This is a genomic window from Erwinia sp. S38, from assembly GCF_016624545.1.
GTDB classification, from domain to species: Bacteria; Pseudomonadota; Gammaproteobacteria; order Enterobacterales; family Enterobacteriaceae; genus Erwinia; species Erwinia coffeiphila.
The window spans coordinates 41507-67780 of sequence record NZ_JACVTS010000012.1; the positions used below are offsets into that span (position 1 = coordinate 41507).

24 protein-coding genes are annotated in these 26274 nt (G+C 59.9%); 12 read left to right on the top strand and 12 right to left on the bottom strand.

The window, feature by feature from the left end:
* Positions 1–113 precede the first annotated feature (113 nt).
* From IBT46_RS14475 to IBT46_RS14515, 9 genes are all read left to right on the top strand, one after another.
* Positions 114–953 (top strand): ABC transporter ATP-binding protein, encoded by an 840-nt coding sequence (locus IBT46_RS14475; RefSeq protein WP_200546252.1) that lies wholly within the window; start codon positions 114–116, stop codon positions 951–953.
* Complete coding sequence (locus IBT46_RS14480) at positions 953–1978, top strand: iron ABC transporter permease (protein WP_200546253.1); 1026 nt, start codon at positions 953–955, stop codon at positions 1976–1978. The genes IBT46_RS14475 and IBT46_RS14480 overlap by 1 nt, the downstream gene beginning before the upstream one ends.
* Positions 1975–3027: an iron ABC transporter permease gene (locus IBT46_RS14485; RefSeq protein WP_200546254.1), complete on the top strand. Its 1053-nt coding sequence runs from the start codon at positions 1975–1977 to the stop codon at positions 3025–3027. The genes IBT46_RS14480 and IBT46_RS14485 overlap by 4 nt, the downstream gene beginning before the upstream one ends.
* A gap of 15 nt (positions 3028–3042) precedes the next feature.
* Positions 3043–3990 carry an iron-siderophore ABC transporter substrate-binding protein gene (locus IBT46_RS14490; protein ID WP_200546255.1) on the top strand — a complete coding sequence of 316 codons (948 nt, stop codon included), beginning with the start codon at positions 3043–3045 and terminating at the stop codon, positions 3988–3990.
* A 3-nt stretch (positions 3991–3993) separates the two neighbouring features.
* Complete coding sequence (locus IBT46_RS14495; RefSeq protein ID WP_200546256.1) at positions 3994–5133, top strand: PepSY domain-containing protein; 1140 nt, start codon at positions 3994–3996, stop codon at positions 5131–5133.
* Positions 5130–6137, top strand: coding sequence for a substrate-binding domain-containing protein (locus IBT46_RS14500; RefSeq protein ID WP_200546257.1), 1008 nt, complete (start codon positions 5130–5132; stop codon positions 6135–6137). The genes IBT46_RS14495 and IBT46_RS14500 overlap by 4 nt, the downstream gene beginning before the upstream one ends.
* Positions 6137–7060, top strand: coding sequence for a PstS family phosphate ABC transporter substrate-binding protein (locus IBT46_RS14505; protein WP_200546258.1), 924 nt, complete (start codon positions 6137–6139; stop codon positions 7058–7060). Before IBT46_RS14500 ends, IBT46_RS14505 begins: the two co-directional genes overlap by 1 nt.
* Positions 7057–7959 (top strand): MurR/RpiR family transcriptional regulator, encoded by a 903-nt coding sequence (locus tag IBT46_RS14510; RefSeq protein WP_200546259.1) that lies wholly within the window; start codon positions 7057–7059, stop codon positions 7957–7959. Before IBT46_RS14505 ends, IBT46_RS14510 begins: the two co-directional genes overlap by 4 nt.
* Positions 7960–8279: 320 nt before the next feature.
* Positions 8280–8624 (top strand): hypothetical protein, encoded by a 345-nt coding sequence (locus tag IBT46_RS14515; RefSeq protein WP_200546260.1) that lies wholly within the window; start codon positions 8280–8282, stop codon positions 8622–8624.
* A 47-nt stretch (positions 8625–8671) separates the two neighbouring features.
* On the opposite strand, the gene IBT46_RS14520 is transcribed toward IBT46_RS14515, so the two are convergent.
* The 4 genes from IBT46_RS14520 to IBT46_RS14535 all read right to left on the bottom strand — a co-directional run bounded on the left by IBT46_RS14520 (position 8672) and on the right by IBT46_RS14535 (position 12544).
* On the bottom strand, positions 8672–9970 hold the full coding sequence (locus tag IBT46_RS14520; RefSeq protein ID WP_200546261.1) for a cytosine permease: 1299 nt from the start codon (positions 9968–9970) through the stop codon (positions 8672–8674).
* Positions 9971–9988: 18 nt separating this feature from the next.
* Positions 9989–10678: a PAS and helix-turn-helix domain-containing protein gene (locus IBT46_RS14525; RefSeq protein ID WP_200546262.1), complete on the bottom strand. Its 690-nt coding sequence runs from the start codon at positions 10676–10678 to the stop codon at positions 9989–9991.
* A 23-nt stretch (positions 10679–10701) separates the two neighbouring features.
* A complete protein-coding gene (locus tag IBT46_RS14530; RefSeq protein WP_105592456.1) occupies positions 10702–11112 on the bottom strand; it encodes an N-acetyltransferase in 411 nt (136 codons plus the stop codon).
* A gap of 406 nt (positions 11113–11518) precedes the next feature.
* Positions 11519–12544, bottom strand: a complete 1026-nt coding sequence (locus tag IBT46_RS14535) for an NAD(P)-dependent alcohol dehydrogenase (RefSeq protein WP_200546263.1) — start codon at positions 12542–12544, stop codon at positions 11519–11521.
* Positions 12545–12652: 108 nt separating this feature from the next.
* Between IBT46_RS14535 and IBT46_RS14540 the strand changes: the two genes are divergently transcribed.
* Entirely contained in the window at positions 12653–13561 is a 909-nt protein-coding gene (locus tag IBT46_RS14540) for an AraC family transcriptional regulator (RefSeq protein WP_200546264.1), read from the top strand.
* 204 nt (positions 13562–13765) lie between these two features.
* Here IBT46_RS14540 and IBT46_RS14545 read toward each other — a convergent pair whose 3' ends face one another.
* The 8 genes from IBT46_RS14545 to fecI form a co-directional block, all read right to left on the bottom strand.
* Positions 13766–15895 (bottom strand): bifunctional diguanylate cyclase/phosphodiesterase, encoded by a 2130-nt coding sequence (locus tag IBT46_RS14545; RefSeq protein WP_200546265.1) that lies wholly within the window; start codon positions 15893–15895, stop codon positions 13766–13768.
* A 194-nt stretch (positions 15896–16089) separates the two neighbouring features.
* Positions 16090–16857 (bottom strand): Fe(3+) dicitrate ABC transporter ATP-binding protein FecE, encoded by a 768-nt coding sequence (gene fecE / locus IBT46_RS14550; protein WP_200546347.1) that lies wholly within the window; start codon positions 16855–16857, stop codon positions 16090–16092.
* Positions 16858–16862: 5 nt separating this feature from the next.
* Positions 16863–17840: a Fe(3+) dicitrate ABC transporter permease subunit FecD gene (gene fecD, locus IBT46_RS14555; protein ID WP_172606578.1), complete on the bottom strand. Its 978-nt coding sequence runs from the start codon at positions 17838–17840 to the stop codon at positions 16863–16865.
* Positions 17837–18829, bottom strand: a complete 993-nt coding sequence (gene fecC, locus IBT46_RS14560; protein ID WP_370569467.1) for an iron-dicitrate ABC transporter permease FecC — start codon at positions 18827–18829, stop codon at positions 17837–17839. The genes fecD and fecC overlap by 4 nt, the downstream gene beginning before the upstream one ends.
* Positions 18829–19734: a Fe(3+) dicitrate ABC transporter substrate-binding protein FecB gene (locus IBT46_RS14565; protein WP_200546267.1), complete on the bottom strand. Its 906-nt coding sequence runs from the start codon at positions 19732–19734 to the stop codon at positions 18829–18831. The genes fecC and IBT46_RS14565 overlap by 1 nt, the downstream gene beginning before the upstream one ends.
* Positions 19735–19829: 95 nt before the next feature.
* Positions 19830–22193 carry a TonB-dependent Fe(3+) dicitrate receptor FecA gene (gene fecA / locus IBT46_RS14570; protein WP_200546268.1) on the bottom strand — a complete coding sequence of 788 codons (2364 nt, stop codon included), beginning with the start codon at positions 22191–22193 and terminating at the stop codon, positions 19830–19832.
* 100 nt (positions 22194–22293) lie between these two features.
* Complete coding sequence (gene fecR, locus IBT46_RS14575) at positions 22294–23247, bottom strand: ferric citrate uptake sigma factor regulator FecR (protein ID WP_200546269.1); 954 nt, start codon at positions 23245–23247, stop codon at positions 22294–22296.
* Positions 23247–23765 carry a ferric citrate uptake sigma factor FecI gene (gene fecI, locus IBT46_RS14580; RefSeq protein ID WP_200546270.1) on the bottom strand — a complete coding sequence of 173 codons (519 nt, stop codon included), beginning with the start codon at positions 23763–23765 and terminating at the stop codon, positions 23247–23249. Before fecI ends, fecR begins: the two co-directional genes overlap by 1 nt.
* A 411-nt stretch (positions 23766–24176) precedes the next feature.
* On the opposite strand from fecI, the gene IBT46_RS14585 reads away from it, so the two are divergent.
* A complete protein-coding gene (locus IBT46_RS14585; RefSeq protein ID WP_200546271.1) occupies positions 24177–25244 on the top strand; it encodes an alcohol dehydrogenase catalytic domain-containing protein in 1068 nt (355 codons plus the stop codon).
* A 74-nt stretch (positions 25245–25318) separates the two neighbouring features.
* Entirely contained in the window at positions 25319–26236 is a 918-nt protein-coding gene (locus IBT46_RS14590; protein ID WP_105592446.1) for an ABC transporter substrate-binding protein, read from the top strand.
* The last annotated feature ends 38 nt before the right edge of the window (positions 26237–26274 follow it).

The window sequence follows — 26274 nt, forward strand, 5'->3', positions numbered from 1 at the left end:
TGACTACTACATTCATTCTACGCATGATCGAGAAAGATAATGAGAGTTATTTTTATTTGAGACTTACGCGCGCGCTGGCCGGGAGCCACGCCGTTGCGGTGCAGGAGTAGTCAATGCCACAGCGGGTGGAGCAGAGTGCGGGCGAGAACAGGGCCCGGCAGCAGGGGATCGAGCTGGATCGGCTGTCGGCCGGATACGGAAAGCAGATCATCGTTGATGATATCAGTTTGACGATCCCGGCGAAGAAAATGACCGTGCTGGTCGGCGCTAACGGTTCGGGGAAATCCACCCTGCTGACCACCATTGCACGGATGCTGACTCCCCTCGGCGGCAGCGTGCTGCTGGATGGCAAAAGTATTCATCAGCAGCCGACTAAAGCCGTTGCCCGTCAGCTGGGCATGCTGCCGCAGTCGCAGCTGCTGCCGGAAGGGCTGACGGTGTTTGAGCTGGTTTCCCGTGGCCGCTACCCGTGGCAGAACTTTATGCGCCAGTGGTCGGATGCGGATGAAGCGGCGGTTGAGCAGGCGTTACAGCTTACCGGCACCGCCGAATTTGCCCATCAGTCGGTGGACAGCCTCTCCGGCGGTCAGCGGCAGCGCTGCTGGATCGCGATGGCGCTGGCGCAGCAAACCCAAACCATTCTGCTGGATGAACCCACAACCTTCCTCGATCTGCGCTATCAGGTGGAGATCCTCGAACTGCTGCACGATCTGACCCGGCTGCATGGCCGTACCGTGGTCGTGGTGCTGCACGATCTTAACTTCGCCGTGAACTACGCTGACATGCTGGTGTTTATGAAGCAGGGGCGTCTGCTCGGCGTGACCGGTGAAGATGAAAACTGCACGCCGGAGATGATTAAAGCTGCCTTTGATGTCGATGTGCAGATTTCGATCAACCCGCTGACGCAGAAACCGTTCTTTATGCCGTTCCGCCGCCGCGATGGCCAGCGCTGATGCGTAGTCGGCCCCATTCCGTTCATCGCCACCCGCTGCGCCCCGCGCTGGCGCTGCCGATTCTGCTTTGCCTGCTGCTGATCGGCTCGGTGATACATCTGGGCCTTGGCGCGCGTTATATCGGCCCCTCAACCGTGCTACAGGCGCTACTGCACTTCGATCCGCGCAGCTTCGACCATAAGGTGATTGTGGAGCTGCGGCTGTTGCGGCTGGTTGCGGCCCTGCTGACCGGCGCGGCGCTGGGGGTGGCCGGGCTGTTGCTACAGGCGGTGATCCGTAACCCGCTGGGTGAGCCGCATATTCTCGGGCTGAACGCCGGTGCGGCGCTGGCGGTGGTGATCGCCTCGGCGATTGGCGCTGGCTGGGGCGGTTTGCTGGCCAGCCGCCCGCTGGTGGCCGCCTGCGGTGCCGCCGCGCTGTTTGCGGTGGTGATGCTGCTGGCTTCCGCCGGGCGCAGCGGGCTGACGCCGCTCAAGGTGACGCTGTGCGGCGTTGCGCTCTCTGCTTTTGCCTCCTCGGTGACCGCCGCAATCCTGATCCTGGACGAGCAGACGCTGCTGGAAATGCGTACCTGGCTGGCTGGCGATCTCGCCGGGCTGAGCTGGTCCGTGACCGCCGCCGCCGCGCTGCCTGCACTGGTTGGTATGCTGCTGGCGCTGGCGATTGCACCACGGCTTAACGTGCTGGCGCTGGGCGATCAGGTGGCCAGCGGGCTGGGGGTGAACATCGCTCGTACCCGCTTAATCGGACTGATCGCGGCCGCCCTGCTCTGTGGAGCGGCGGTTTCAGTGGCTGGTCCGATTGGGTTTATCGGGCTGGTGGTGCCGCACGTCGTGCGTAGGCTGATGACCGATGATATCCGCCTGGCCGTGCCGCTCTCGGCGCTGGGCGGGGCGCTGCTGCTGCTGCTGGCCGATCTGGTGGCGCGCGTGCTGATCGCTCCCCAGGAGCTGGCTACCGGGGTGATGACCGCGCTGGTCGGTGCACCGGTATTTATCTTTATTGCTGCCAGGTACTTCAAATGAAAAATACCGCGCAACGGCTGGGGTTTCATCGGCTGAGGCTGGGGCAGTTCACGCTGCTGCTGCGCCCGCGTCTGCTGTTGCTGGGCCTGCTGCTGGCAGCCGTGGCGCTGCTGCTGGCGGTGTTCGGCATCACTCAGGGATCGCTGCCCGTTCCCGCTTCGGACATTGGCCGGGCGCTGTTTTACCCGCAGCAGCTGAGTTCGCAGCAGCACTATATCGTCTGGGATATTCGCCTGCCGCGCCTGCTGATGGCGCTGCTGAGCGGAGCGATGCTGGGGATGGCCGGGGCGGCGATGCAGTCGATTACCCGCAACGGTCTGGCCGATCCGGGACTGATCGGCGTGAAGGAGGGGACCAGCGCGGTGGTGCTGGTGCTGATCCTGCTGTTTCCTTCCCTTAGCCTGCTGTGGCGGCCGCTGGCCGGGATGGCGGGCGGGCTGCTGGTGGCGCTGATCGTGGTGCTGCTGGCGCGCGACTTCTCGCGGCCGCGTTTTATTCTGATCGGCATCGGCGTTTCCTGGGCGTTTGCTGCCGGAATCGGGGTGTTTATGACCACCGCCGACGTGCGCGACGTGCAAACCGCGCTGGTATGGATGGCGGGCAGCCTGCACTCCGCCACCTGGTCGCTGCTGGCGGTGGCGTTTTGCTGGGCGCTGCCGGGGGCGCTGATCCTGTTCCTGACTGCCCGCGCATCGGACGTAGCGCTGCTCGGCGACCAGTCCGCTACCGGGCTGGGAGTAAGGCTCCGGCGGCTGTCGCTGATACGCTTCTGCGCCCCGGTGCTGCTGACCGCCGCCAGCGTATCCTGCGTTGGCAGCCTGGGTTTTGTCGGGCTGATCGCACCACACATGGCACGCTTTCTGTTGCGCGGCGGCCAGGTGGCGCTGCTCAGCGGCAGCGCGCTGCTGGGCGCACTGCTGGTTCTGTTGACGGATTCTATCGGGCGGCTGGCTTTTGCCCCGCTGCAAATTCCGGCGGGGATTGTGATGGCGCTGGTGGGCGGCCCGTTCTTTCTTCTGCTGCTGTGGCGTCGACGTGACGCGCTGTAAACCTTGAGGATGGCTATGCGCCTGCTACTTTCCCTGTTATTTCTGACCTGCCTGAGCGCCAGCGCTGCGGAACCAACGCAGCAGTTTACCGACGATCTGGCCCGCACGGTGACCGTGCCGCTGCATCCGCAGCGTATTGTTTCGCTACACGATCTGGATATCACTATTCCGCTAATTGAGCTGGGCGTGCCGCCGGTCGCCAGCCATGGCCGAACCCGCGCGGACGGCTCACATTTCCTGCGTTCCAGCGGGCTGCTGACCGGGGTGGACTTCGACAATTCATCGATCCAGTTTATCGGCACCGCCGATATGGATATTGAAGCCATCGCCGCCGCGAAACCCGACCTGATTATCACCGAACCCAGCCGCAACACCGCCATTGAGCAGCTGGAGAAAATTGCTCCGACGGTCAGCATCGACCACCTGGTAGGCGGCGCGCCGCGTATTTACAGCAAGCTGGCGCAGCTGACCGGCAGTCAGAAGCAGCTGGCGATCCTCGAGCGCCGCTACCAGGAGCAGATCAAACAGCTGAAGCTGATGGTGGATACTCAGCACATCACCGTCTCGGTGATCCAGGCGAATAAGGGCAAGATCACCGTTCATCACACCTATCGTGCGCTGGGCCGCGTGCTGCGCGATGCCGGATTCCGCTTCCCGCCGCTGATTGACAGCATTCCGGACGGCGACCGTATTGAGGTCAGCGCCGAGCGGCTGCCGGAGCTGGACGCCGATTATATTTTCGATACCTGGCGTTCCGACACCGGTGGGAAACCGCAGGAAGAGCTGGACGCGATGAACGCGATTATGCCCGGCTGGTGCGAGTTCCTGAACGCCTGCCGCAGCGGCCATTACATCCTGCTGCCGCGTGAAGAGACCATCTCCAACTCTTTTGCGGCGCTGAGCCTGATGGTGGCGCAGGTACAGTCGCATATCGCCGGGCGCCCGATGCCAGTGGCGAAATAATCGATGACGCGATGGCGCCTGATCCTGCTGAAACTGCACTGGCTGCTGGGGATGACCCTCGGCGCCAGCCTGTCGTTTATGGCGTTGAGCGGCGTGACGATGAGTTTTGAAGATGAAATTATGCAGGCCCTCAGCCCGCAGATGACCGTCAGCCCGCCGCAGGGCGGTGAGCCGATGTCGGCGGCGGCGATGATTGCTGCGCTGCGCCAGCAGCGCCCCGGCGAGCGGCTGATGTCGTTACAGATTGAGCAGCAGGACGATCGTGCCTGGACCGCCGCTTTCCAGCAGGGGAAAGGGCAGCGCAATCAGCGGGTGCTGGTGAATCCGTACAGCGGGCAGATCCTCGGGGAAGCGACCGGCGCGGCCTTTTTTGCCACGGTGCGTAATCTGCATCGCTTTCTCTCCCCTGAGGGGGATAACGCCATCGGACGAACGATTACCGGTGCCAGCGCCGTCAGCCTGATCTTCTTTGCCCTCTCCGGGCTGTGGCTGCGCTGGACAGCGGGCAGCCGCACTGCGCGGGAGTGGCTGCGTCCGGAGTTTCGCCTCAGCGGCCGCGCGCTGTACCGCATGCTGCACCAGGTGGCGGGCACCTGGCTGACCGTGCTCTATCTGGTCAGTGCGCTCTCCGGCCTGTGGTGGTCATCGCAGTGGTATCGCCAGAGCGTCACCTGGCTGCTCGGCAGCACACCGGCAGAAGTGGTGAAGAAGCCCTTAGCTGTGAAGAAAATGGCGGTGAAGCCCGCAGAGCCGGACTGGGATCGGATCTGGCAGCTGGTGGTTCAGTACTACGGCAGTCAGTACCAGTCGGCGCTGCTGTTTCTTCCCGCGCCGGGGAAGGCGATCCGCGTGCGCGTCCTGCCGCTGGATGCCCCGCACGACCGCGCGCTGGATGAGCTGAGCATCAATCCCCGTACCCTGAACGTCACCCGGCAGATGCTGTACCGCAGCCTGCCCACCGGGGAACGCATTTTGACCGATATGGACCCGATCCATACCGGGGCGCTGTTTGGCATTCCGGGCCGCATAGCGATAACGATTTCCAGCCTGTGCATGCCGCTGTTTTTTGTCACCGGGCTGCTGATGTATTGGAAGCGGCGGCAGCGCCGCAATAATCCGGCATCTTCTGAGGAGCATTTGTGAATTTATCAACCGAACGCACCGGGTGGGTTCCGCGCCCGCTGGATGCTGAACTGACCGACTATCTGCCGCAGCCGCTGACGGCGGAAGTCAACGTCGGCTGGCTGGCCGCTGACGGTGCCGTGCGCCTGAGCGGGTCCGGCCACGCGCGCTATGTTCTTGAAAAGCTGACCGCCGCGTTTGCACATTATCACCCGCAGGCTCGCTTTGCCATTGAGCTGAAGGGCACGCCGACCGCGATGGCCTTCGCCATTAACGATAAGGCGATGCTCAGCGTGATGGGGCGTGAGATCACCCCGATGGAAAGCGTCCCCTGGCGCAAGCAGCGCGGTGCAGAGCCGCTGGGCATTCGGGTGGCGGGTGCCGCGCTGGATACCCGTCAGCATCTGGCAACCTCGCTGGCGATCTATGTGCATCATACCAATCCGCTGGCGCGGATAAGCCTCAGCCAGCTGTCCCGGATCTTTACCGCAGGCAATGTCGGTGGCGATTACAGCCGCTGGGGGCAGCTGGGGCTGGGCGGTGACTGGGCGGATCGGCGGATTGTGCCGCTGACCACCCAGCAGTACAGCGGTTTCGGCAGCTATATGCAGAAACACCACTTTGGCGGGCGGGCGCTCAGCGCCGACTGTGAATATCTGGTAGGGACCGATCGCCTGCTGGAACGGCTGGAGCAGGAGCCGTCGGCGATATGCGTGGCGGCCATCGGGCGGGAAACGGCCCTGCTGCGCGCGCTGCCGCTGGCTATTAATGACGCGGGGCCGTGGCTGAACGGCACCGTGGATGAGATGACGGCGGGCGACTATGCGCTGGGGCGCTACCTGTGGTTTTATCCGGCAATCCGCTACGGTGGCGGGCTGGATGCGCTACAGCGGGCGTTTCTGCGCTTTACGCTGTCGCGGCAGGGGCAGCAGATTATTGCCTCCCAGCCCGATGGCTATCTGCCGCTCAGTGCGGCGGATGCCCGGGCGGAGCTGTTACAGCTGGATCTGGCGGAGGGAGCCTGATGTCTGAGTTATTTTGTCTTACCGGCAATGACGGCATGGCGTCGCTGATCGAACCGTGGTGCGCGATGCTCTCCGCACGGCGGCCAGAGCAGCAGTTTCAGCTCAGCCTGGCCGGTTCGTCCACCGCCATCATGGCGCTGGCGGCGGATGCCTGCCTGCTGGCCCCGATGTCGCGCGCGCCCTGGGCGCAGGAGCTGGCGGCGTTTCGCAACGTTAAGGGTTATCAGCCGACGGGCATTCAGATTGGCTGGTGCGGCCACGGCCCACGCGCGGGTGCGAAAACCCCACCCGCTATCTGGCTGCACCGCGATAACCCGCTGGCCGGTCTGAGCACGGCGCAGCTGGCGGCGGTGTTCTCCTCCGGTTCGCCGCAGGGGGATATCACCTGCTGGTCCCAGTTAGGGCTGGGCGGGGCCTGGCAGCACCGGCGCATTCACCTTTACGGCCTGCGCGACGACGGCAAGTATGCCAGCGCTTTCCGCCGCGCTCATCTCGGTAACCGGCAATTCCCGCGCCACTACGAGCCGCTGCCGGATCGCCGCGCGGTGCTGGAAGCGGTGGCCGCCGATCCTTTCTCGCTGGGGGCCGTTGGCTGGTTTAACGCAGCCGCGTTGGGTGACGCAGTGCGCGTACTGCCGCTGGGCCATCATGAAGGGGATTATCATTTGCCAACCGCCGGGGCGGTGCAGGCAGGGAACTATCCGCTGGGCAGTGCCGTTATGCTGTGGTTCGATCTGCCGCCCGGCAGCATCCCTGAGCCGCGTCTGGCGGAATTTCTGCAGCTGGCGTTGTCCGATGCCGGGCAGCAGGTGGTGGCTGCACAAAGCGCATCGCCGGAGGGCTATCTGCCGCTGAATCAGCCGATGCTGCTGGCGCAGCGTCTGCGACTGGAGCGGCTAATTAACGGAGAAACTCAGGGATGAACAGATTGCTGACGAAAAAAACGAAAACGCGCGTGGATATCTACGGCGAGCGCTTCCGTGCCCGGGGGCCGGGGCTGTCGCCGCGCCTGCTGGCGGTGGCCAGCTACATCAACGATAACCGCGAGGTGGTGCTGGAATATACGGCGATGGAGATCGCCGCCGCGACGCAAACTTCCGACGCAACGGTAGTCAGGGCGATTCAGGCGCTGGGATTTGCCGGACTGCGCGATCTCAAGCAGACCATGGAAAGCTGGTTCGGCCCGGGGATCACCTCGGCAGAAAAAATGAGCTCGACGGTGAATGCGCTCTCCTGCGACGTGAACTCCAGCATCGACTTCGTTCTTGAAGGGCATCAGCACGCCTGCGAAGTGCTGTCGGAACCGCACAACCGTGCGGCCATGTCTCGCGCCGTAGCGCTGCTGGCGGAGGCGCGGCAGGTCGGGATTTTTGGCATTGGTGCCTCCAGCATCCTGGCTGAATACGCCGCGCGCCTGTTCAGCCGCAACGGCATTCCCGGCGTTCCCCTGAACCGCACCGGGGTGATGCTGGCCGAGCAGCTGATCAACCTGCAGCGCGGCGATGTACTGATTATGATGGCGCAAAAGTCGGCGCACCGTGAAGGACTGACGACGCTGCGTGAGGCAAAGCGGCTGGGTATTCCAACGATCTTGCTGACTCACTCCATTGATTCCCGCTTCAGTAAAGAGGTTCAGGTGGTGATCAACGTGCCGCGCGGTGGGGAGAATGGCAAGGTGCCGCTGCACGGCACGGTGCTGGTATGCCTGGAGATGATTATTCTGTCGGTGGCCTCCACGGCTCCGCAGCGCACAATTAAGTCGATGAAGCGTATTCAGGAGCTGTATCGGGCAATTGGTAAATCAGGCGCAAAAAAAGCGTAAGAATATTCCGGTGAATTCCAGTATTCCCGGAATGGTCGCACTAATATTTCCAGAGAATTATTAACCTTTAATAAGAGCTGTCAGAATTTTTTTAGATAAAAATGTACTTATATTCATAAAGTGCTAAAAAAGCGGATGTTTTAGTTTAAAATCCGGCGGCCGCAACGGATTGCGATGCGGATAATTTGTGATTTTATCTTCATATTGTGCTGCAGGAGTTTTCAATGGATAGTAATACGCCCCTCGTACGGCGACGCATTCTCATGTGCCCTCTGACATGCCTCACTTTATCGATCAAAACACCGAGCTGGACTTGATCGATGTTCTTACTATTATTCTTCGGAAAAGTTTCCCATTCTGGCTTTTATTATTGTTGCAGCGCTGATGGCCTGGCGCGCAAGCTGGACATTGAGAAATCCCTGCCGGTGGGATCGCTGAATGACGAGCTGCAAAATCGCCGGGTGTATATCGAAAAACTGGACGCGCTCAAGATCGAGCCTGGGGACGATGTGCCCTTCAAATATATGAGTGCCCCCTCTGAACCACTGACCCGCGATGCCCCCAGGCGTACACTGATGGTTTTGCTGTTTGCACTGGTCGGGATGGCGATCGGCTGCGGTTTAGTTCTGATGAAGAGTGTGATGGCGAGTCGCGCGGTGAAGTGAATGTTATTAAAAGAGAAAGAAGGCGGACAATGTCCGCCTTACTGGTCTCAGGCTGATGCCGCCGCAGGACGGCTGCGCTGCTGCGCCAGTTTAACCACGTAATAAATCACGCATGAAATCAGCAGTGAGTTAATCGTTGGTACACCCCATTCGGTTAACAGGCCCACTGCGCTTCCCACCAGGGTGGCAATAATCGCGACCCAGCCAATCACCGGCGTTTCGCTGTCTTTCGGCAGTTCACCCAGCAGACGGCTGCGGTCAAGCAGACCACGGTGGCTGCGCAGCAGCAGATAATCCACCAGCATAATGCCGAGGATTGGAGGGAAAACTACGCCCAGCACGGTCAGGAAATCGACGAAGCGATCGAGGATGCCCAGCACCGACAGCAGGGTGCCGAGCAGGCCGATCACCAGCGTCGTGCTGCGATACTTCAGCTTTTTACCGCTGATCCCTTCCACGGCGTTAATCACCCCCAGCGATGAGGAATAGAGGTTCAGATCGTTAACGCGCAGGGTAGAGAGGATCACCACCAGCAGCCCCACACCGCCCGCGGCCTGCGACATAATCGTCACGACGTCGGCGGTTTGCAGCGTACGGGCGATCAGAATGGCCAGACCGTTGACGATAAACTCACCGGCAATAATCGTCAGCAGGGTAATGCCCGCCACGTGCTTAGACGATTTCGAATAGCGGGTCAGGTCCGGGGTCATCAGACTGGCAACAATTGCACCGCCCACCACCATCGTAATTGCCGCGCTGATGGTCAGCGGGGAACCGGTCGGCGGCAGATCGATAATCTCCTGCAGGGTGTGGCCGGACAGCGTATGGAATGAAATAAAAGCAACCAGACAGATAAACAGCGGTACGGCAATGCGTGCGGTCACGCGCAGTGCCTTAAAGCCATAGGTCACCAGCACGGTCAGCAGCAGACCGGAAAGGCTGGCGGCCAGCGGGAAGCCTAGCCTGTCGCCGAGCGCAAAGTTCAGCGATTTAGCGAAGATGGCATTCTGAATGCCAAACCAGCCAAGCAGGCTGACGGCTACCACCAGGCCAATCAGCACGGAGCCGATACGGCCAAAGCCGCACCAGCGTGCCAGCAGGCTACCGGAGATCCCTTCACGCATCCCGGCATAGCCCAGGCCCCAGGTCACGATACCAAAAATAACGCTACCGGCTAAAATCGCCAGAAACGCGCTGGCCAGATCCATCGAATCACCCAGCACCGAGCCGAGCATAAACTGATCCAGCGCGGTGAGCATGCCCATATGCACCACGGCAACACTCAGGAACGAGACGCGCTTGTTCTCGGGAACGCGGCTTAGCGGGTAGTCTTCTATTTTTATCACGATCTGTTTCCTTGAAAATTAAATAAACTGGATGCCCTTTTCGATCAGGCGGTCCGGAATAAAATTGTCTAACCCTGCGTGACGGCAATACTCTTCAAACTGATTGAGCGTGTGCACCCCGGCCTTCTGGTAGAGGCTGTAAATCCGGTTTTCTACCGTGCGATGGCTGAGGTTATAGATGCGGGCGATCTCCTTGGTGGATAGACGCTGTAGCAGTAAAAACAGCGTATCCAGCTCCGAACGGGTAAACAGATCGGTACTGACTTCGGTGGTCAGCACCCCTGGTTTTTGCTGGGTGATATATTTCAGCGGCGACAGGGTGTCGAGCAGCCGGGCATTCCAGGCCACGCCAATAAATATGCCACCGTCGCCGTACAAAGGAATTTTTTCGCTGACGTAGGGTGTCAGACTGTCCTGACCAAACCAGAAATGAGTTTCAATCACCGCAACCCGGCCGTGACAGGCTTCGGTGCGGCGATCGTGCTCGATCAGTTCCTCTTCACACTCCGCCCAGGAAGCGGGAAACTCACTGTCGAACTTTCCCTCAACGGCAAATTCCTTTGGCGTGTTGGTATAGCGATACGCCATATCATTCATATAGATATGGCGTGACTCTGCATCCTTGATGCCCCAGGGTTCAGTTAAGTGTTCCATCATGGCAATCATTGCGTTCAGATTTAACTGCTGCTTTGCATCTGAAACGTTCATATCTTCCCCCTGTAACCTCACTATCAGAGCTTTTTCGCCAGATAGTGCCGGGTATGTTGATGGGCGTAATCACCCAGTTCTCCGTAGACGGAATAGCCTAACTTTTCGTAAAAGCCTCGCGCCTGAAAATCAAACGTGTCGACATAGGCCATATGGCAACCGCGTTTTTTGGCTTCCTGCTCTGCATTTTGCATTAAATCGCGCCCGACACCTTTGCCGCGACAGTCATCGCTGACCCACAGATACTGCACCTCCAGCCCTCCCCACCACGTGCGGGCAACAAGACCGGCCATTATCTGGTTCTGCTCATCGCGCAGAGTCAGAAACAGGGGATGGATGTCTACCGGGGTGGTTTTAGCGTTGTGGGTCCACAGACTGTCGATGACATACTCTTCATCTGCGGCGGCGGGTTTGTCAGTAATAGTAATTTTCATTGTTAGTCCGATATCATTATATGAAGTAAAATTAATAAGATAAGTTGCGCATTAACAATGGGTAATTATCATTTTGGTTTTCAGCAAACAAGAGTGTTTTTCTCCCGTTCCCCCGAGGTAAAAAAACATCTACTGTAGTGATGACCGGGCAATGCCGCTATGCAGATCACACTATTATCAATTTGCCGGGTAGTTTGACAAGATTTCTTTGCGCCTCACCAGGGCCATTTCTCGATGGTACACACCCATTTCTCGCCACGATTGACGCGAATGGAGTGATAATAAAGAAAGATAACTGATAATTTAAAAACAAATAAGTTCAGGAAATCTTTTCAAAGATAGCTGTATCTTTTCAAAGGACCGCGAGTTTCGGGTCCCTTGAGTTTTTCTCAGGCTTCCCCGTTCGTTACCGCAACCCGCCAGACATCGTAATCACCACTTTGCCACAGTGCTGCTGACTATCGAAATAACGCCACGCTTCTAACGTTTCCGAAAAAGCATATACCCGGTCAATAACCGGCTGTAGCAGGCTCTGTTCCAGCGCCAGGTTCATACGTTCAAAATCTTCCCGGCTGCCCACGCTGAAGGGGCGAACGGTGGCACCGCTGGTGAACAGCGTCATAAAATCAACGGATTGCTCCCCATTGGCAACGAAGCCCAGCAGCGCGATCTCGCCACCGGATGCGGTCGACTTCAGCGAATTGTTCAGCGTTCCCGGTCCGCCAATCTCCACCACCCGCTGTACCCCTTCGCCGTTGGTCAGCGATCTGACCTGCTGATGCCAGTCGGGATGCTCACGGTAGTTAATGGTATGCGTCGCGCCGAGTTGGTGTAGCAGTGCCGCTTTTTTATCGCTGGACGTGAGTGAGATAATCTTCAGACCCATCTGTCGGGCAAACTGTACGGCAAACAGCGCTACGCCGCCGGTGCCCTGAGTCAGCACCGTTTCACCCGGCAGCAGGGGGCGCGACTGCAACAGACTGTTCCACGCGGTCACCGCCGCACAGGGCAGGGTCGCGGCCTGTTCATCGCTCAGATACGACGGGACGGTGACCAGTGAAGATTCATCTATTACCTTATACTCGGTGAGCCAGCCGTCCGCCCGGCTTCCCCATGCGCCGCCGCTGTTACCCCGCGTCAGGCTGCCGCCCAGCCACTGTGGGAAAAAGATCCCTGCCACGCGCTCGCCGCAGGCAAAACGCGTGGCCTCTTCCCCGCACTCCACGATGTAGCCGACGCCGTCTGAAAGCGGGATCAGCCCCGCCTGCGGTGCAAGCGTGCTCTTGCCATGCAAAATGGCCAGATCGCGATAGTTCAGGCTGACGGCGGTCACGCGGATCAGCACCTGTTTACGTCCCGGCCGCGGGCGGGGTTCTTCAACGCGATGAAGATGGTCGATGCTGCCAAAATGATTAAGACGATAGCTGTACATGGTTGTGCCCTCTGCTGATGTAATGCCGCTACCTTACCCGCCTGCCGCTGTACAGATAATGACTGAACAGGTATTTTTACTGACTTATCGTCCAGAAAAGGTCATGAGATGGCTCTGCTTGATGATGTTTTTGCCGCAATGCGCGTGAACAGCGCACTCCATTCGCGCCTGCGGCCGCGTGCGCCCTGGGGCGTCAGCTTTATTAAAAGCACGTCGATTCGCTTTGGTTTTATGCTGGAAGGCCAGGGCTGGCTGACGGTTAACGGCCAGCCACCGCAGCGGCTGCGCAGCGGGGAGGGATTTATTGCCAGACCGGGCGTGCTACTGTCGCTGAGCGACGAGCCGCAAACGCCCACTCGCCCCTGTGAGGAGGTTTTTGCCGACTGCGCGGGTAAAAGTGCCGTTTTTGGCGGGGAAGGGGAGAAAGCCGAACTACTGTGCGGCTGGCTGACCTTTGATGCCGGTGGCGCTCAACCGCTGCTGTCATTGTTGCCAGACTGCGTGGTGATCCCGGCGGATGCGGAGCGTTCGCCGCTGCTGGCCGCCACGCTGCAGCTGCTGGCGCTGGAGACCGATGCTCCGCATCTGGGTTCGCAGATTGTGGTCAGTCGGCTGGCGGACGTGCTGTTCGTGCAGGCCATCCGTACGCACTACCAGCAAATGCAGCCGCAGCAGGGATGGATGGCGGCGCTGGCCGACGGCCGCCTGCGCCCGCTGATCGGGCAAATCCATCAGCAGTTAGACTTTCCGTGGCGGCTGAGCGAAATGGCGAAGCAGGCGGGCATGTCGCGTTCGGCGTTTACCGTGCATTTCAAGCAGGTGACCGGCGAAACCCCGGGTGAGTATCTGACCCGCTGGCGCATCTGGCGTGCGCGCTGCCTGCTGCGCCACCCCGAGCTGGCGCTGGAAGCTATCGCCCGGCAGGTGGGCTATGATTCCGCCATTACCTTTGGCCGGGCATTCAAGCGCCATGAAGGGCAGACGCCGGGGGAATATCGGCGCGCGCTGGCAACGTAGCTAAGCCATCCGCGTTCTGAACGCGTGCGCAAGTGCCGGGACTGGTGCTTGTGCAAACGTTATGGCTTGATGCTACATTCGCCCATTCGCCCATTCGCCCATTCGCCCATTCGCCCATTCGCCCATTCGTGCATTTGCGCATTTGTGCATTTGTGCATTTGTGCATTTGTGCAGTCGGGCTGGATAAGCGAAACGTTCAGCTCTCTACGGGCGCTGTTGATCCAGCAGGGCGTGCAGGTTATCCGCCGTCAGCGGCCTGCTGAATAAAAAGCCCTGTAGTAAATCGCAGCCCGCGGCTTCGAGCATCGCGCGTTGGGCGTCGGTTTCCACCCCTTCCGCCGTCACGGTAATCCCCAGGCTGTGCCCGAGAGTGATCACCGATTCGACGATGGTTGCCGAGTTGTCGCGCACTCCCAGCGACTGGGTAAAGGTCTGATCGATTTTGATGGTATCAACCGGGAACTGGATCAGGTAGCTGAGGCTGGAATAGCCGGTGCCAAAATCGTCCAGCGCGATGCTGAATCCGGCTTCGCGCAGCGTATTGATATTCTGCAAGGCGCGCTCTTTATCTTCCAGCAGTACGCCTTCCGTGATCTCCAGTTCGATCTGGCAGGGATTGATGCCGTGACGCGCCACGGTCGTCATGAGTGTACTGATAAAGTTTTCAGCCAGGAACTGAAGCGGCGAGACGTTGATCGCCACAATCAGCTGCGGGCAGGTGGTGGCCATCTGACAGGCTTTCTCCACCACCCAGTCACCGAGCGGGATAATCAGCCCGGTTTCTTCCGCCAGCGGCACGAAGTCAGCCGGAGAGATGGGACCGAGCTTCGGGTGATGCCAGCGCAGCAGCGCTTCAACGGCGACCGTTTTTTTCCCGTTGATATCAAAAATTGGCTGATACAACTGGGTCAGTCCGCTGTCATTTTCCAGCGCCAGACGCAGCTGCTGTGCCAGCCTCTGACGTTTTTGCAGGGCTTCATCCATCGCCGGAATAAACAGGCGATACTGCCCGCCGCCTTCGGCTTTCGCGGCATAAAGCGAGATATCGGCTTTGCGCATCAGCTCCAGCCGGTCGGTGCTGTCGAGCGGGGCGAGTGCCACGCCGATGCTGACGCCGATCCACATCGCATTGCCGTTCAGCTGCATCGGCTGCGACAGGTGAGCAATAATCTGCTGGCACAGTTGGTCAACCTGCTGCCGATCCGTGACGTTGGCCATCATGATCACAAACTCATCGCCGCCCAGTCTGCCAATCGAATCTTTAATCGGCAGCAGGCTGGACAGCCGTTTACTGACTTCCATCAGCAGTTCATCGCCGGTGTGGTGACCCCAGGTGTCGTTGACGATCTTGAAATGATCGAGATCCAACATCAGCAGGGCAAGGCTATCGCGGTCGGTCTCCAGCACGCTGAGTCGATGATTCAGCTGCTCCTCAATCCATTTGCGATTAGGCAGGCCGGTTAAAATGTCATGCAGCGCGATGTGACGGGAACGGGCTTCGCTGGCGGCCAGCTTTTGCATCGAGCGGGTCAGATTCAGCGAGGAGTGCCACAGGCGGCGGGTCATCACCAGGCACATCAGGGCAATACTGAGGATGGCCAGAGCAATCAGCGGGCCGGTAAACAGCAGCATTTGACTGCCGGGGCGCATCGGCTCCCAGGAGACATCGCTGACCGGCGTTCCCTGATGTGAGGTCAGCAGGAAGCCTGCGCTGTTCGGCTGATCCGGTTGCCTGGCGCTGAAGCTGAAATTACTCACCACGCCACGATGGGTTAGAAAATCAACAAAGCTGCTGCGCAGATAGCGGATAAACACCAGCTGATAGCCGCGATCGTCGCCGGGCAGGCTGGCAACGGCCACTTCTGCCACGCGTTCGCGCAGGCGGATAAAATCGCTGGTCAGCGTATTGGAGGCACGCAGGCCCGGCGCCAGCTGTTGGGCTATCTCATGGTAGCGCTCAACGGGCGCAGGGGCGTCTGAAAACCAGGCAGCCAGCGGGCGCTGGTGGGCATCCACCAGATAAACTTCGTCATCGCCAATCAGCCGAAACAGCCACGGGGCGGCCGCATCTGACTGTAGCAACAGTGAAACCGGCTGTGTTTCCCGCAGCAGATTGCGGTGCTGCTGGCTGAACTCTTCCAAATGTTGAGCCAGCAGGTTTTTGATCACCTGCTGCTGTTTTTCCAGCGCCTTATCGTTGCTCTGCGCCGTAACCCACCAGGCGGTAAGCCCACACCCCAGCAGAGAAAACAGCACCACCGCCACCACTGGCGCGATAACATTACGCGTGAACTCCCGGCGCAAACTGGCAACCGTGCTGTGTTTGTTTTTCATTGACCTTCCAGGATAGACGCGTTGTAGTCCCAGGAAACCACCGATCTTGAGATAGCAAACATTACCTCATTGACCATTTTTGGCAAAGATAAACCCTTGGATAACGTCATGAATAGGTCAGTTATTGTTGTATCAAGGGTTTTTGGTGAAAATGGGTTTCCTGAAAGTGCCAGTTATCCAGGCGAATTGATCAATTAAAGCACCACACACATCGGGCGTCCACACACCGGATCGGCATGGATTTCTGCATTAATGCTTAAAACCCGATGCAAAAGTTCCGGGGTCATCACCTGTTCTGGCGTGCCGCTGGCGACCACCTGACCGGACATCATCAGCACCAGATGGTCACAATAGCGGCTGGCCTGGTTCAGATCGTGCAGCACCGTCACCACGGTTTTTCCCTGCTGCTGCTGGCGGCGTAGCAGAAGCAGCAGCTCAACCTGATGATTGATATCCAGCCAGGTGGTCGGTTCATCCAGCAGCAGCAGCGGCGTATCCTGTGCCAGCGTCATTGCCAGAAACGCCCGCTGGCGCTGACCGCCGGACAGTGTGCTGAGCTGTTTTTCAGCGAGATTGCCGATCTGCACTTCGTCGATGGCCGCCTGTACCCGCTGGCGGTCAGCCGGGCCCGGGCGACCAAACAGATTAAGCCACGGGCTGCGGCCGTAACCTACCAGTTCCCGCACGCTAATCCCTTCCGGCACGCTGTGCTGCTGCGGAAGCAGGGCAAGACGCTGTCCCAGCTGGCGGGCGCTCAGTCCGGACAAATCGTCATCCCCCAGCATTACCCGTCCCTGCCTGGGTTTCAGCAGCCGCGAACAGCAGCGCAGCAGTGTGGATTTACCGCAGCCGTTAGGGCCAAGCAGGGCGGTGATCTTCCCGGCGGGCAGCGTCAGCGAGAGGTTTTGCAGAATGGGCGCGCTGGTGTAACCGGCACTCAGCCCGTCGACGGATAATGGCATCATTATTAGCGGGTTCTCATTAACAGCCAGAAAAAGTAAGGCGCGCCAATCACCGCCGTCAGCACCCCGGCGGGCAGCTCCAGCGGCGGGTGCAGCGTGCGTGCCAGCAGATCGGCCAGCATCAGCAGCAGTGCGCCGGTCAGCATTGCCGCCGGGATTAGCCAGCGGTGGCGGCCGCCCACCAGCCGCCGCGTCAGATGCGGGGCAACCAGTCCGATAAAGCTCAGCGGTCCGCAGACGGCCACGCTGACGGCGGCCAGCGCCAGTGCCAGCAGCAGAATTCGCCGCCGCGCACGGGGAACCTCCACGCCGAGCGTCGCCGCTTGCTCATCGCCCAGCCCCAGCAGATCGAGGCTGCGGCACAGCAGCAGACTGAGCGGCAGCAGCACAACCAGCCACGGCAGCGCCAGCCAGACAAACGGCCAGCTGCGTCCCCACAGGCTGCCGGTCAGCCACAGCAGCGCCTGGTTGATCTCCAGCGGGCGGGAGAGCATCAGATAGTCGGTGATGCTGGCGTAAAAGGCGGTCAGCGCCACGCCGAGCAGCGCCAGCCGTAGAGGAGCGCTGCCGCCGGCCAGCAGCCGCAGCAGCAGGAAGGCCAGCAGCGCACCGGCAAAGGCCAGCAGCGGCAGCCAGGCCGCCGACAGCGCCGGGAACAGCATCAGCCCGGCAATCGACATCAGTCCGGCGGCGTGATTCACTCCGAGGATTTCCGGCGAGGCCAGAGGATTGCGAATGGCCCCCTGTACCAGCACGCCGGACACCGCCAGCGCCGCGCCCACCAGCATCGCCAGCAGGGTGCGCGGCAGGCGATACTCCATCAGGGCAAAGTAGCGATCGTCCGCCGGGTTCAGCGCCTGATACAGCGCGTGAAAGCTGAGGGTTTCACTGCCGTAGCGCAGCGACAGCGGCAGCACCAGCAGGGTGAAAATCAGCAGCAGCAACATGGCGGCCAGCGGCTGCCGTCCCCGTTGATGTTTCATATCCGCCTCCGAACCAGCCAGACAAAGCACGGCGCGCCGATCAGCGCCACCACAGCCCCGGCGGGCAGCTCGGCGGGGAACGCCAGCCAGCGCGCAATCACGTCGGCCAGCAGCATCAGCAGCGCGCCGAACAGCATACAGGCGGGCAGGAGACGCCGCAGATCGTGGCCGATCCATGCCCTGGCCATATGCGGCACCAGCAGGCCGAGAAAGGCCACCGGTCCTGCAACGCTGACGCAGCTGCCGACCAGCACCACCACCAGCAGGTTGACCGCCGTGCGCAGCATCCCGGGATTGACTCCCAGCGTGTGTGCGCTGTCGTCGCCCAGCCGCAGCAGGTTCAGACGCGCCGCTAGCAGCCAGGCCAGCGGCATCAGCAGTGCGCTGAACGGCAGCAGCTGCCAGAACTCGCGCCAGCGCACGTGGGACACGCCCCCGGCCAGCCAGTGCAGGATGCCGTAAGTGTGATCCTCCGCCAGCAGCAGCGTTGCGCGGGTCAGCGCGGCGCAGAGTGCGGACACAGCGACCCCCGCCAGAATCAGTCGGCTGCGGTCACCGGCAGACCGCCAGCCTTTGCCCAGCAGCATCACCATTCCCCAACTGACACCGCCGCCCGCTGCCGCCAGAAGTGCGAGGCTGTAACCGGCGATCCAGCCGGGATTAAAGGCGCTGGCCAGCACCATGGCCAGCGCCGCCCCGGCGTTAATACCCAACAGGGAAGGGGAAGCCAGCGGATTACGCGTCAGGGTTTGCAGCAGGCAGCCCGCCAGCGCCAGGCTTGCCCCCAGCAGCATCGCCACCAGGCTACGCGGCAGGCGCAGGTTAAACACCAGCGCCTGCGGTAGCGCGGTGGCCTTACCTGGCAGTAGCGCGCTCAGCGCCTGCCACGGGCCGATCGGCAGCGCCGACCCGCTGAACAGCGACAGCCAGAAGGCCAGCGCCAGCAGCATCAGCGGCAGCCCCCAGGCGAGCAGCGGTCGGCCTGCCATCATGGCTGCACGGTTACCGGCTGATGATGCAGGATCGCCACCAGATCGCGGGCGATCTGCTCGGCGGCAAACAGCCCGCGCATCCGCGCCCAGCCGTTGCTGTCCACTTCAGCCACCTGATTTTTCTGCGCGGCGGTTAACATTTGCCACAGCGGGTCCTGCTGCCAGTCGCGCACGATGCTCTGCTGACGGTAGTGGGCGACCAGCAGCCAGTCGGGGTTGATTGCCAGCAGCTGTTCCAGGTTGATGCTGGCAATCGGGCTTTGCCCTGCGGACTCTGGCACGTTCATCCCCAGCGCGGCCAGTACGCTGCCGGTGTAACTGTCGCGGCTGTGCAGATTAAACTGCTGCTCGCGCGAGGTGCCGAACACCAGCTTCAGCCCTTTGGGCAACTGACTGGCAAAATCTTTAATTCGCTGATGATGCAGCGCCAGCCGCTGCTGCATTTCGGCATCTTTACCCAACACTTTGCCGATAATCGCCGCCGATTGCAGATTTTCTTCCCAGGTTTCATTACGCGATTTCAGCATCAGCGTGGGGGCAATGCTTTTCAGCTGGCCGAGGATGCCGCCGTGGCGGGCGCTGTCGGCAATAATCAGGTCGGGCTTCAGCGCGGCAATCACTTCCAGGCTCGGCTGGGCGCGGGTGCCGACCGATTTCCACGGTGCCAGGCGCTGACGTACGGCGGGCAGAATGCGCTGCGGATCGTTATCGTCGGCGACGCCAACCGGGCTGACGTCCACCGCCGCCAGTGCATCAACAAAGGACAGTTCCAGTACCACCACCCGCTGCGGGGCATGTTCGAGGGTGAAGGTGCCGTTACTGTCCTGCACGGTCACCGCCGATGCGGCCGATGCGACCAACAGCAGGGCGCAGGACAGAAAACGAGGGATAAGCGTGAACATAGATTCTCCAACTGCCAAAAACGACAAAGCGGGCTGCCACCGGCACCCGCCACGTAATCCTCAACGGCCGGTTATTGTACCGGCCATCGGGAACATCAGAACTTAACGGAGCCCTGCAGATAGACGGTGCGCGGCTGCCCGGCGTAGATGCCTTTGTTGTTGTCATCGTAGGCGCGGGTGAAGTATTCGTGGTCGAAGATATTCTTCACGCCGACGGCCAGGTTGAGGTTGGCGTACTGCGGGCCGAAGTCGTAGTTGGCGCGCGCGCCCCACAGCATAAAGCCGGGGATGCGGCCGGTGCTGCCATCGGCGCTTTCCTCGCGGGTATTGGCGTTATCGGCGAACTGCGAAGACTGGTACTCGCTGTTGAGGTTAAAGGTCCAGCTGCCGGTCAGGTAATCCAGCCCCAGCGTGCCTTTGTGCTTCGGCGAGAACGGCACCTGATTACCGTGGTAGTCGCCCTGCTCGCGGATCACCGCATTCACGTACGCATAGCTGGCGGACACCGACAGATTTTCCAGCGCCGGGGAGAGGTCGCCGAGGTCATAGCGCAGCTTGCTTTCCAGCCCGGTATGGCGGGTTTTACCGCGGGCAGTGACGCTGTCGGTTACCTGGTTTGAATCGTACTGGTTGCTGAAGTTAATCAGGAACAGACCCGCTTCGGCCTGCAATACCTGATTGTCATAGCGCGTGCCCAGCTCCCAGGTGCGGGCTTTTTCCGGCTCGACGCTGCCGCTGCTGACCGCTTTACCGATCTGGCTGTACTGCACGGTGCCGAACGACCCTTCGGTGTTGGCATACAGGTTCCAGGCATCGTTCAGGTGATAGAGCACGTTAAGCGCGGGCAGCGGCGCGTTGTAGCCGATTTCCTGCTTTTCACCTTTGATGAAGTTGTTCTGGTAGGACTGGATATGCTCGTAGCGCATGCCCGGCGTAATGGTCCAGTCGCCGATGTCGATGCGGTCATCAATATACCAGGCGTGCGCCTCGGTGCCTGACTGGGTGTCGCGATCGTACGGGCTGCTGCCGGTAGGCAGTTTTCCGCTGCTGGCCGGGCTGGTGTAGCGCAGCTCATGGGTGGATTCGCTGACGTAGCGATAACCGACGCCAACTTCATGCGCGGTGTTGGCGATCGTGAAGCTCTGGCTGTAGCGCGGTTCCACGCCGCGCACCCAGTATTCGCGCGGCGACAGGGTGATGTTTTTCCCCTGGTCAAGATAGCCGCTGCGCAGGGTGTTGGTGTAGAAGGTCAGGATATTGAATTTGTGCTGGGTATCCGGCTGATACTGATAGCCAAGACTCGCCAGCTGGCGACGGCCCCAGAATTCGTCGTAAGGGCGGGTCGACTGGAAGCGATCGGCGTTGTAGTCCGCGCGGGAAAGCCCGCCCGGCATCTGAGCGCGACCTTCGTAATACTGCAACAGGCTGGTGAAGGTATGGACCTCGTTCGGCGCGTAGCGGGTTTTTAGCATCACGTCGTCGATTTTGGTTGAGCTGTGTTCGCGCCAGTCCCTGCCGCGCGTGCCGGAGTACAGCAGCGCCGCGCCCAGACCGTTATCGGCGGTGCCGCCGATCATAAAGTTGCCGCTGCCTTTGGGATCGTTCTGGGTTGAGGTGGGCGTCAACAGCCCTTCCATTCCCGCTTCAATACCGAAGTCCTGCGGAATGGCGCGGGTCACAAAGTTGACCACGCCGCCGACGCTCTGCGGTCCGTAGCGCACGGCACCGCCGCCGCGCACCACATCCACTGCATCCATATTGCCCAGCGACACCGGAGCCAGCGACAGCTGCGGCTGGCCGTACGGAGCGAACGGCACCGGAATGCCGTCCATCAGCACGGTGGTACGGCTGGCAAGGCGCGGATTCAGCCCGCGAATGCCGAAGTTCATCGCCATATCGTGGCTGCCGGTGCCGTTATTTTCCGGGGCGTTGACGCCCGGAATGCGGTTCAGCGCTTCACGCATGGTGGTGGCACCGGTGCGGGCAAAGTCTTCGCGGCGCAGCACGTCACGCGCACCGGCGTGTTCAAACACATCGTCCTCGCGCGCGGTGCCCAGCCAGTCACCGACTACGGTCAGCGTGGCGGTTCCTGCCACCACCGGCACCGGCTCCAGCGTAAAGGCGTTATTGCCCAGCGATTTCGCCTGCAGGCCGCTGCCGCTCAGCAGCGCTTGCAGCGCCTGTTCCAGCGAGTAGCTGCCGTTCAGGCCCGGGCTCTTTTTGCCCTGGGTCAGCGCGGAGTTGACCGACAGCGTAATGCCGGAGCGGGCGGCGAACTGGTTCAGCGCCTGGTCGAGATCGGCGGCGGCAATCTGATAGTCAGCCGTTGCCGGCGCGGTTGCTGCACTGACCAGCGCAGGAGCGGCCAGCGCCAGCGGTGCCAGCGCGCAGTGAATAGCGAAAGCCAGAGGTGTTGTTTTGCTAAAAGCGCGCTTGATGCGGGCGCAGGAATCAGACATGACCGTCTCCAGAGTGAGCATTTTTTATCTTGTGTACTAAGGAGTCGAATGAGCTGGGCAAAAGGGACAATGCATTTTGAAATTTTTTTTATTTTTTTCGCTATGCCGCGCTGACCTTCACCCAGTAGCGGCTGAGGGTCTGAATTTTTATCGGCAGCGTTTGCGCCAGCACGGCCAGCAGACGGTCGGTATCCTGCAGCGGGAAGGTGCCGCTGACCCGCAGTTCGGCGGCGCTGTCGTCGCAGATCAGCATGCCGAGGCGGTAGCGCGCCACTTCTGCAATCACCTCGCCCAGCGGGCGGTTGCTGACGCTGAGCAGGCCACGGGTCCAGCTGCTGCTGTTGGCAACCAGCGGTAAGATTTCGCCGAAGCTGCTGCGGCTGAAGCGCAGCGTTTGCCCCTGCTGCACCACGCGCAGTTGCCGCGCATCGTCGGCCAGCGTGGCCTCTACCGCATGCTGCTGCACCGACAGTTCGGTGGCATCCGGCCACAGCCGCACGCTGAATTCAGTGCCGAGGGCACGCAGCATGCCGTCGGCGGTGGCCACCCGGAACGGCCTTTGCTGCGCATCGGCGGCGGTGGTAATCGCAATTTCCCCGCGCTGTAGATGAATGGTCCGCTGGCTGCCGGTAAATTCGACCTGCACCGCACTGGCGGTATTGAGCGTCATCTGAGAACCGTCGCTCAGCCGGACGCTGCGCATTTCACCGGTCGCGGTACTGTAATCGGCACGCAGGCTCAGGCCCAGCGGCGACTGCCAGAGCTGCCAGCCGCTGCCGACGCCCAGCAGCACCAGCAGGCTTTTCAGCACGCGGCGGCGGGTAAGGTTTGCCTGATTCAGCGTTTGATAGCTGAGATGCCCCGGTAGGGTTTGCAGCTGGTTTTGCAGGGATTCTACGCGCTGCCACGCCCAGCGGTGGTCTTCATGCTGCTGCAGCCACTGCTGCCAGCGGGCGTGCTGCTGTGCGGTGGTGTCCCCGGCGCAGAAGGTGGCATACCAGCTGGCGGCCATTTTTAACGCCTGACGCTGCTGTTCGCTGACCCGTTCGGCCATTACGCCAGATCCTGCATCAGGCGAAACAGCAGGCAGTGCTCGGTGGCTTTAGCCATATATTTTTTTACCGAGCTGACCGATACCGCCAGCCGTTCGGCAATCTGCGGATAGGTAAGCCCTTCCAGCTGCGACAGCAGAAACGCCTGGCGAGCCTTGGCGCCAAGGCCGTCGAGCATGGCATCGATCTGCTGCAGCGTTTCCAGCAGGGCGTGCTGTTGTTCCGGGGAGGGGACATAGTCTTCCGGCAGCTGTTCCAGCATATCCAGCCAGGCGCGCTCCAGCGCGTTGCGGCGGAAGAAATCCACCATGACCCGTTTGGCAATCGTGCAGAGGAAGGATTTAGGTTCGCGGATCTCCGCCACGCCGTTACCGAGCAGCACCCGCAGGAAGGTATCCTGCGCCAGATCCTCGGCGTCGCTGGCCGATCCCAGTTTGTGCTGTAGCCAGGAGCGCAGCCACCGGTGATGTGTCTGGTAGAGGCTGGCGAACATATCGGCAGACGCGGCTGGCGTTGACATAACGAGTTACACATCCCGGCAAAAAAATGACGCCGGGATGATAATTGATAATAGTTATCATTTCAATGACCAAAAATCGTTCGATTATCCGCCCGATCAATGTCTGCGATCGTAAACGGGGCCAGACGGGCACAAACGGTCATTCCGACGCGTTGTGAATGAGACTGAGATCGAAGTTGTTAACCCTGAAACCGGCTTGTTAATGATATGTGATATCGCTCAAAGATTTTGTTTTGGGCTTTTGATTATATGATAACCAATGTTTACGTTGTCATTTTGTTTTATCAGAATAAATTATAGATAAATCATTAGTTTAGGTTTGAATGGAAAATTCGTATTTTTTATTTACCCAATAATGACAACGTCAACATTTTGCCTATGTGACGATCAATATTGCTACTGGAGAGAGAAATGAGTCAGCTGCCCGAGAAGATGAGCGCCGTAGTCTGCCACGGCCCCCAGGATTATCGCTTTGAGCAGGTTCCGGTGCCATTGCCGAAGGCCAACGAACTGGTAATCAAAGTAGAAGGCTGCGGCATCTGCGCCGGTGACTGTAAGTGCAAAAACGGCGCACAGATGTTCTGGGGAGAAAACCCGTGGGTGAAGCCGCCGGTGATCCCGGGGCACGAATTCTACGGCCGCGTTGCCGCGCTGGGCGAGGGCAGCGAGAAGAAATTCCGCGTGGGCGAGCGGGTGATTGCCGAGCAGATCGTTCCCTGCTGGGACTGCCGCTACTGCAAATCCGGTAGCTACTGGATGTGTGAAACCCACAATATTTACGGCTTCCAGAAAGACGTGGCCGAAGGCGGGATGGCGGAATATATGCGTTTCTCGGCCAACGCCATCGTCCACAAAATCCCGGAAAGCCTGAGCCATGAAGATGCGGTGCTGATTGAACCTATGGCCTGTGCGATCCACACCGTGGCGCGCGGCGATATTCAGCTGGATGATGTGGTGGTGCTGGCCGGAGCCGGACCGCTGGGCCTGTGCATGGTGCAGGTAGCGCGGCTGAAAACGCCCAAAAAACTGATTGTTATCGATGCAATGGACAATCGTCTGGCGCTGGCGAAAGAGTACGGTGCCGATGTGGTGATCAACCCGCTGAAAGAAGATGCCGACAAAATTGTTAAGTCGCTGACCGGCGGCTACGGCTGCGATGTCTATATCGAGGCAACCGGCTCCCCGGTGGGCGTAACGCAGGGCCTGCAGATGATCCGCAAGCTGGGCCGCTTCGTGGAGTTCAGCGTGTTCGGCAAAGAAACCACCGTTGACTGGTCGATTATCGGCGACCGCAAAGAGCTGGATATTCGCGGTGCGCATCTGGCCCCTTACAGCTATGAAATTGCCATCGACCTGTTTGAACGTGGGCTGGTGACATCGAAAGGCGTTGTGACCCACAGTTATTCACTCGAAAAATGGGATGAGGCATTTGCTCTGGCCGACTCCACCGATTCAATTAAGGTTGTTCTGGTTCCGTAGTTTATTTTTACCGATGTTATTTATACCGTTGCTAATAAATCAATAAAAATACTTCCCCCTACAGGAGAATATCCATGTTTTCATTCGTCAAAAAAACGCTGCCGATTATTATCGCGGGCGGAATGTTGTTGGCTGCAAACGCTGCAGTGGCTAAGCAATTAACCATTGGCGTCTCTTTCCAGGAATTAAATAACGATTATTTCGTTACGATGAAACAGTCGCTGGAACAGGCTGCCGCTGAAATTGGCGCGAAGGTGTACGTTGCCGACGCTCACCATGATGTTTCCAAGCAGATTAATGACGTTGAAGACATGCTGCAAAAGAAAGTCGATATTCTGCTGATTAACCCGACGGATACGGTGGGCGTGCAGTCCGCCGTAATGTCTGCCCATAAAGCCGGCGCGGTGGTGGTGGCGATTGATGCCCAGGCCGAAGGCCCGGTGGACTCGTTTGTCGGCTCCGAGAACTATGACGCGGGGTTACAGGCCGGGGAGTATCTGGCGAAATCTATCGGTGGGAAAGGCAAGGTCGCCATCCTCGACGGTATTCCGGTGGTGCCCATCCTTGAGCGCGTGCGCGGCTTTGAGGACGCGATGAAAAAATACCCGGATATCAAGATCGTCACCAAGCAGAACGGCAAGCAGGAGCGTGATACCGCGCTGACCGTCACCGAAAATATGCTGCAATCCGCCCCGGATCTGAACGGTATCTTCAGCGTTAACGATACCGGCGCGCTGGGTGCGCTGGCGGCAATTCAGAGCAGCGGCGCCAAGGTGAAACTGGTCAGCGTTGACGGCCAGCCGGAAGCGATTAAAGAGATCGAAAAGGCGGATTCACCGTTTATCGCCACCTCGGCACAGTTCCCGCGTGACCAGCTGCGCATCGCGCTGGGGATTGCGCTGGCCCGCCACTGGGGTGCCAATATTCCGAAAACCGTGCCGGTAAAAGTTAAGCTGATCGACCACAGCAATGCGAAAGGCTTTAGCTGGTAATAGCGTGAAATATTCGCTCTGCGTAAGCAGAGCGATAA

Coding starts and splice junctions, on each gene's coding strand:
- fecR (WP_200546269.1), bottom strand. CDS start 23,247: ATGGCCGAACGGGTCAGCGAACAGCAGCGTCAGGCGTTAAAAATGGCC.
- fecE (WP_200546347.1), bottom strand. CDS start 16,857: ATGCCATTATCCGTCGACGGGCTGAGTGCCGGTTACACCAGCGCGCCC.
- IBT46_RS14495 (WP_200546256.1), top strand. CDS start 3,994: ATGACGCGATGGCGCCTGATCCTGCTGAAACTGCACTGGCTGCTGGGG.
- IBT46_RS14515 (WP_200546260.1), top strand. CDS start 8,280: ATGTTCTTACTATTATTCTTCGGAAAAGTTTCCCATTCTGGCTTTTAT.
- IBT46_RS14535 (WP_200546263.1), bottom strand. CDS start 12,544: ATGTACAGCTATCGTCTTAATCATTTTGGCAGCATCGACCATCTTCAT.
- IBT46_RS14490 (WP_200546255.1), top strand. CDS start 3,043: ATGCGCCTGCTACTTTCCCTGTTATTTCTGACCTGCCTGAGCGCCAGC.
- IBT46_RS14485 (WP_200546254.1), top strand. CDS start 1,975: ATGAAAAATACCGCGCAACGGCTGGGGTTTCATCGGCTGAGGCTGGGG.
- IBT46_RS14540 (WP_200546264.1), top strand. CDS start 12,653: ATGGCTCTGCTTGATGATGTTTTTGCCGCAATGCGCGTGAACAGCGCA.
- IBT46_RS14590 (WP_105592446.1), top strand. CDS start 25,319: ATGTTTTCATTCGTCAAAAAAACGCTGCCGATTATTATCGCGGGCGGA.
- IBT46_RS14510 (WP_200546259.1), top strand. CDS start 7,057: ATGAACAGATTGCTGACGAAAAAAACGAAAACGCGCGTGGATATCTAC.
- fecA (WP_200546268.1), bottom strand. CDS start 22,193: ATGTCTGATTCCTGCGCCCGCATCAAGCGCGCTTTTAGCAAAACAACA.
- fecD (WP_172606578.1), bottom strand. CDS start 17,840: ATGAAACATCAACGGGGACGGCAGCCGCTGGCCGCCATGTTGCTGCTG.
- fecC (WP_370569467.1), bottom strand. CDS start 18,829: ATGGCAGGCCGACCGCTGCTCGCCTGGGGGCTGCCGCTGATGCTGCTG.
- IBT46_RS14545 (WP_200546265.1), bottom strand. CDS start 15,895: ATGAAAAACAAACACAGCACGGTTGCCAGTTTGCGCCGGGAGTTCACG.
- IBT46_RS14505 (WP_200546258.1), top strand. CDS start 6,137: ATGTCTGAGTTATTTTGTCTTACCGGCAATGACGGCATGGCGTCGCTG.
- IBT46_RS14475 (WP_200546252.1), top strand. CDS start 114: ATGCCACAGCGGGTGGAGCAGAGTGCGGGCGAGAACAGGGCCCGGCAG.
- IBT46_RS14585 (WP_200546271.1), top strand. CDS start 24,177: ATGAGTCAGCTGCCCGAGAAGATGAGCGCCGTAGTCTGCCACGGCCCC.
- IBT46_RS14525 (WP_200546262.1), bottom strand. CDS start 10,678: ATGAACGTTTCAGATGCAAAGCAGCAGTTAAATCTGAACGCAATGATT.
- fecI (WP_200546270.1), bottom strand. CDS start 23,765: ATGTCAACGCCAGCCGCGTCTGCCGATATGTTCGCCAGCCTCTACCAG.
- IBT46_RS14480 (WP_200546253.1), top strand. CDS start 953: ATGCGTAGTCGGCCCCATTCCGTTCATCGCCACCCGCTGCGCCCCGCG.
- IBT46_RS14565 (WP_200546267.1), bottom strand. CDS start 19,734: ATGTTCACGCTTATCCCTCGTTTTCTGTCCTGCGCCCTGCTGTTGGTC.
- IBT46_RS14530 (WP_105592456.1), bottom strand. CDS start 11,112: ATGAAAATTACTATTACTGACAAACCCGCCGCCGCAGATGAAGAGTAT.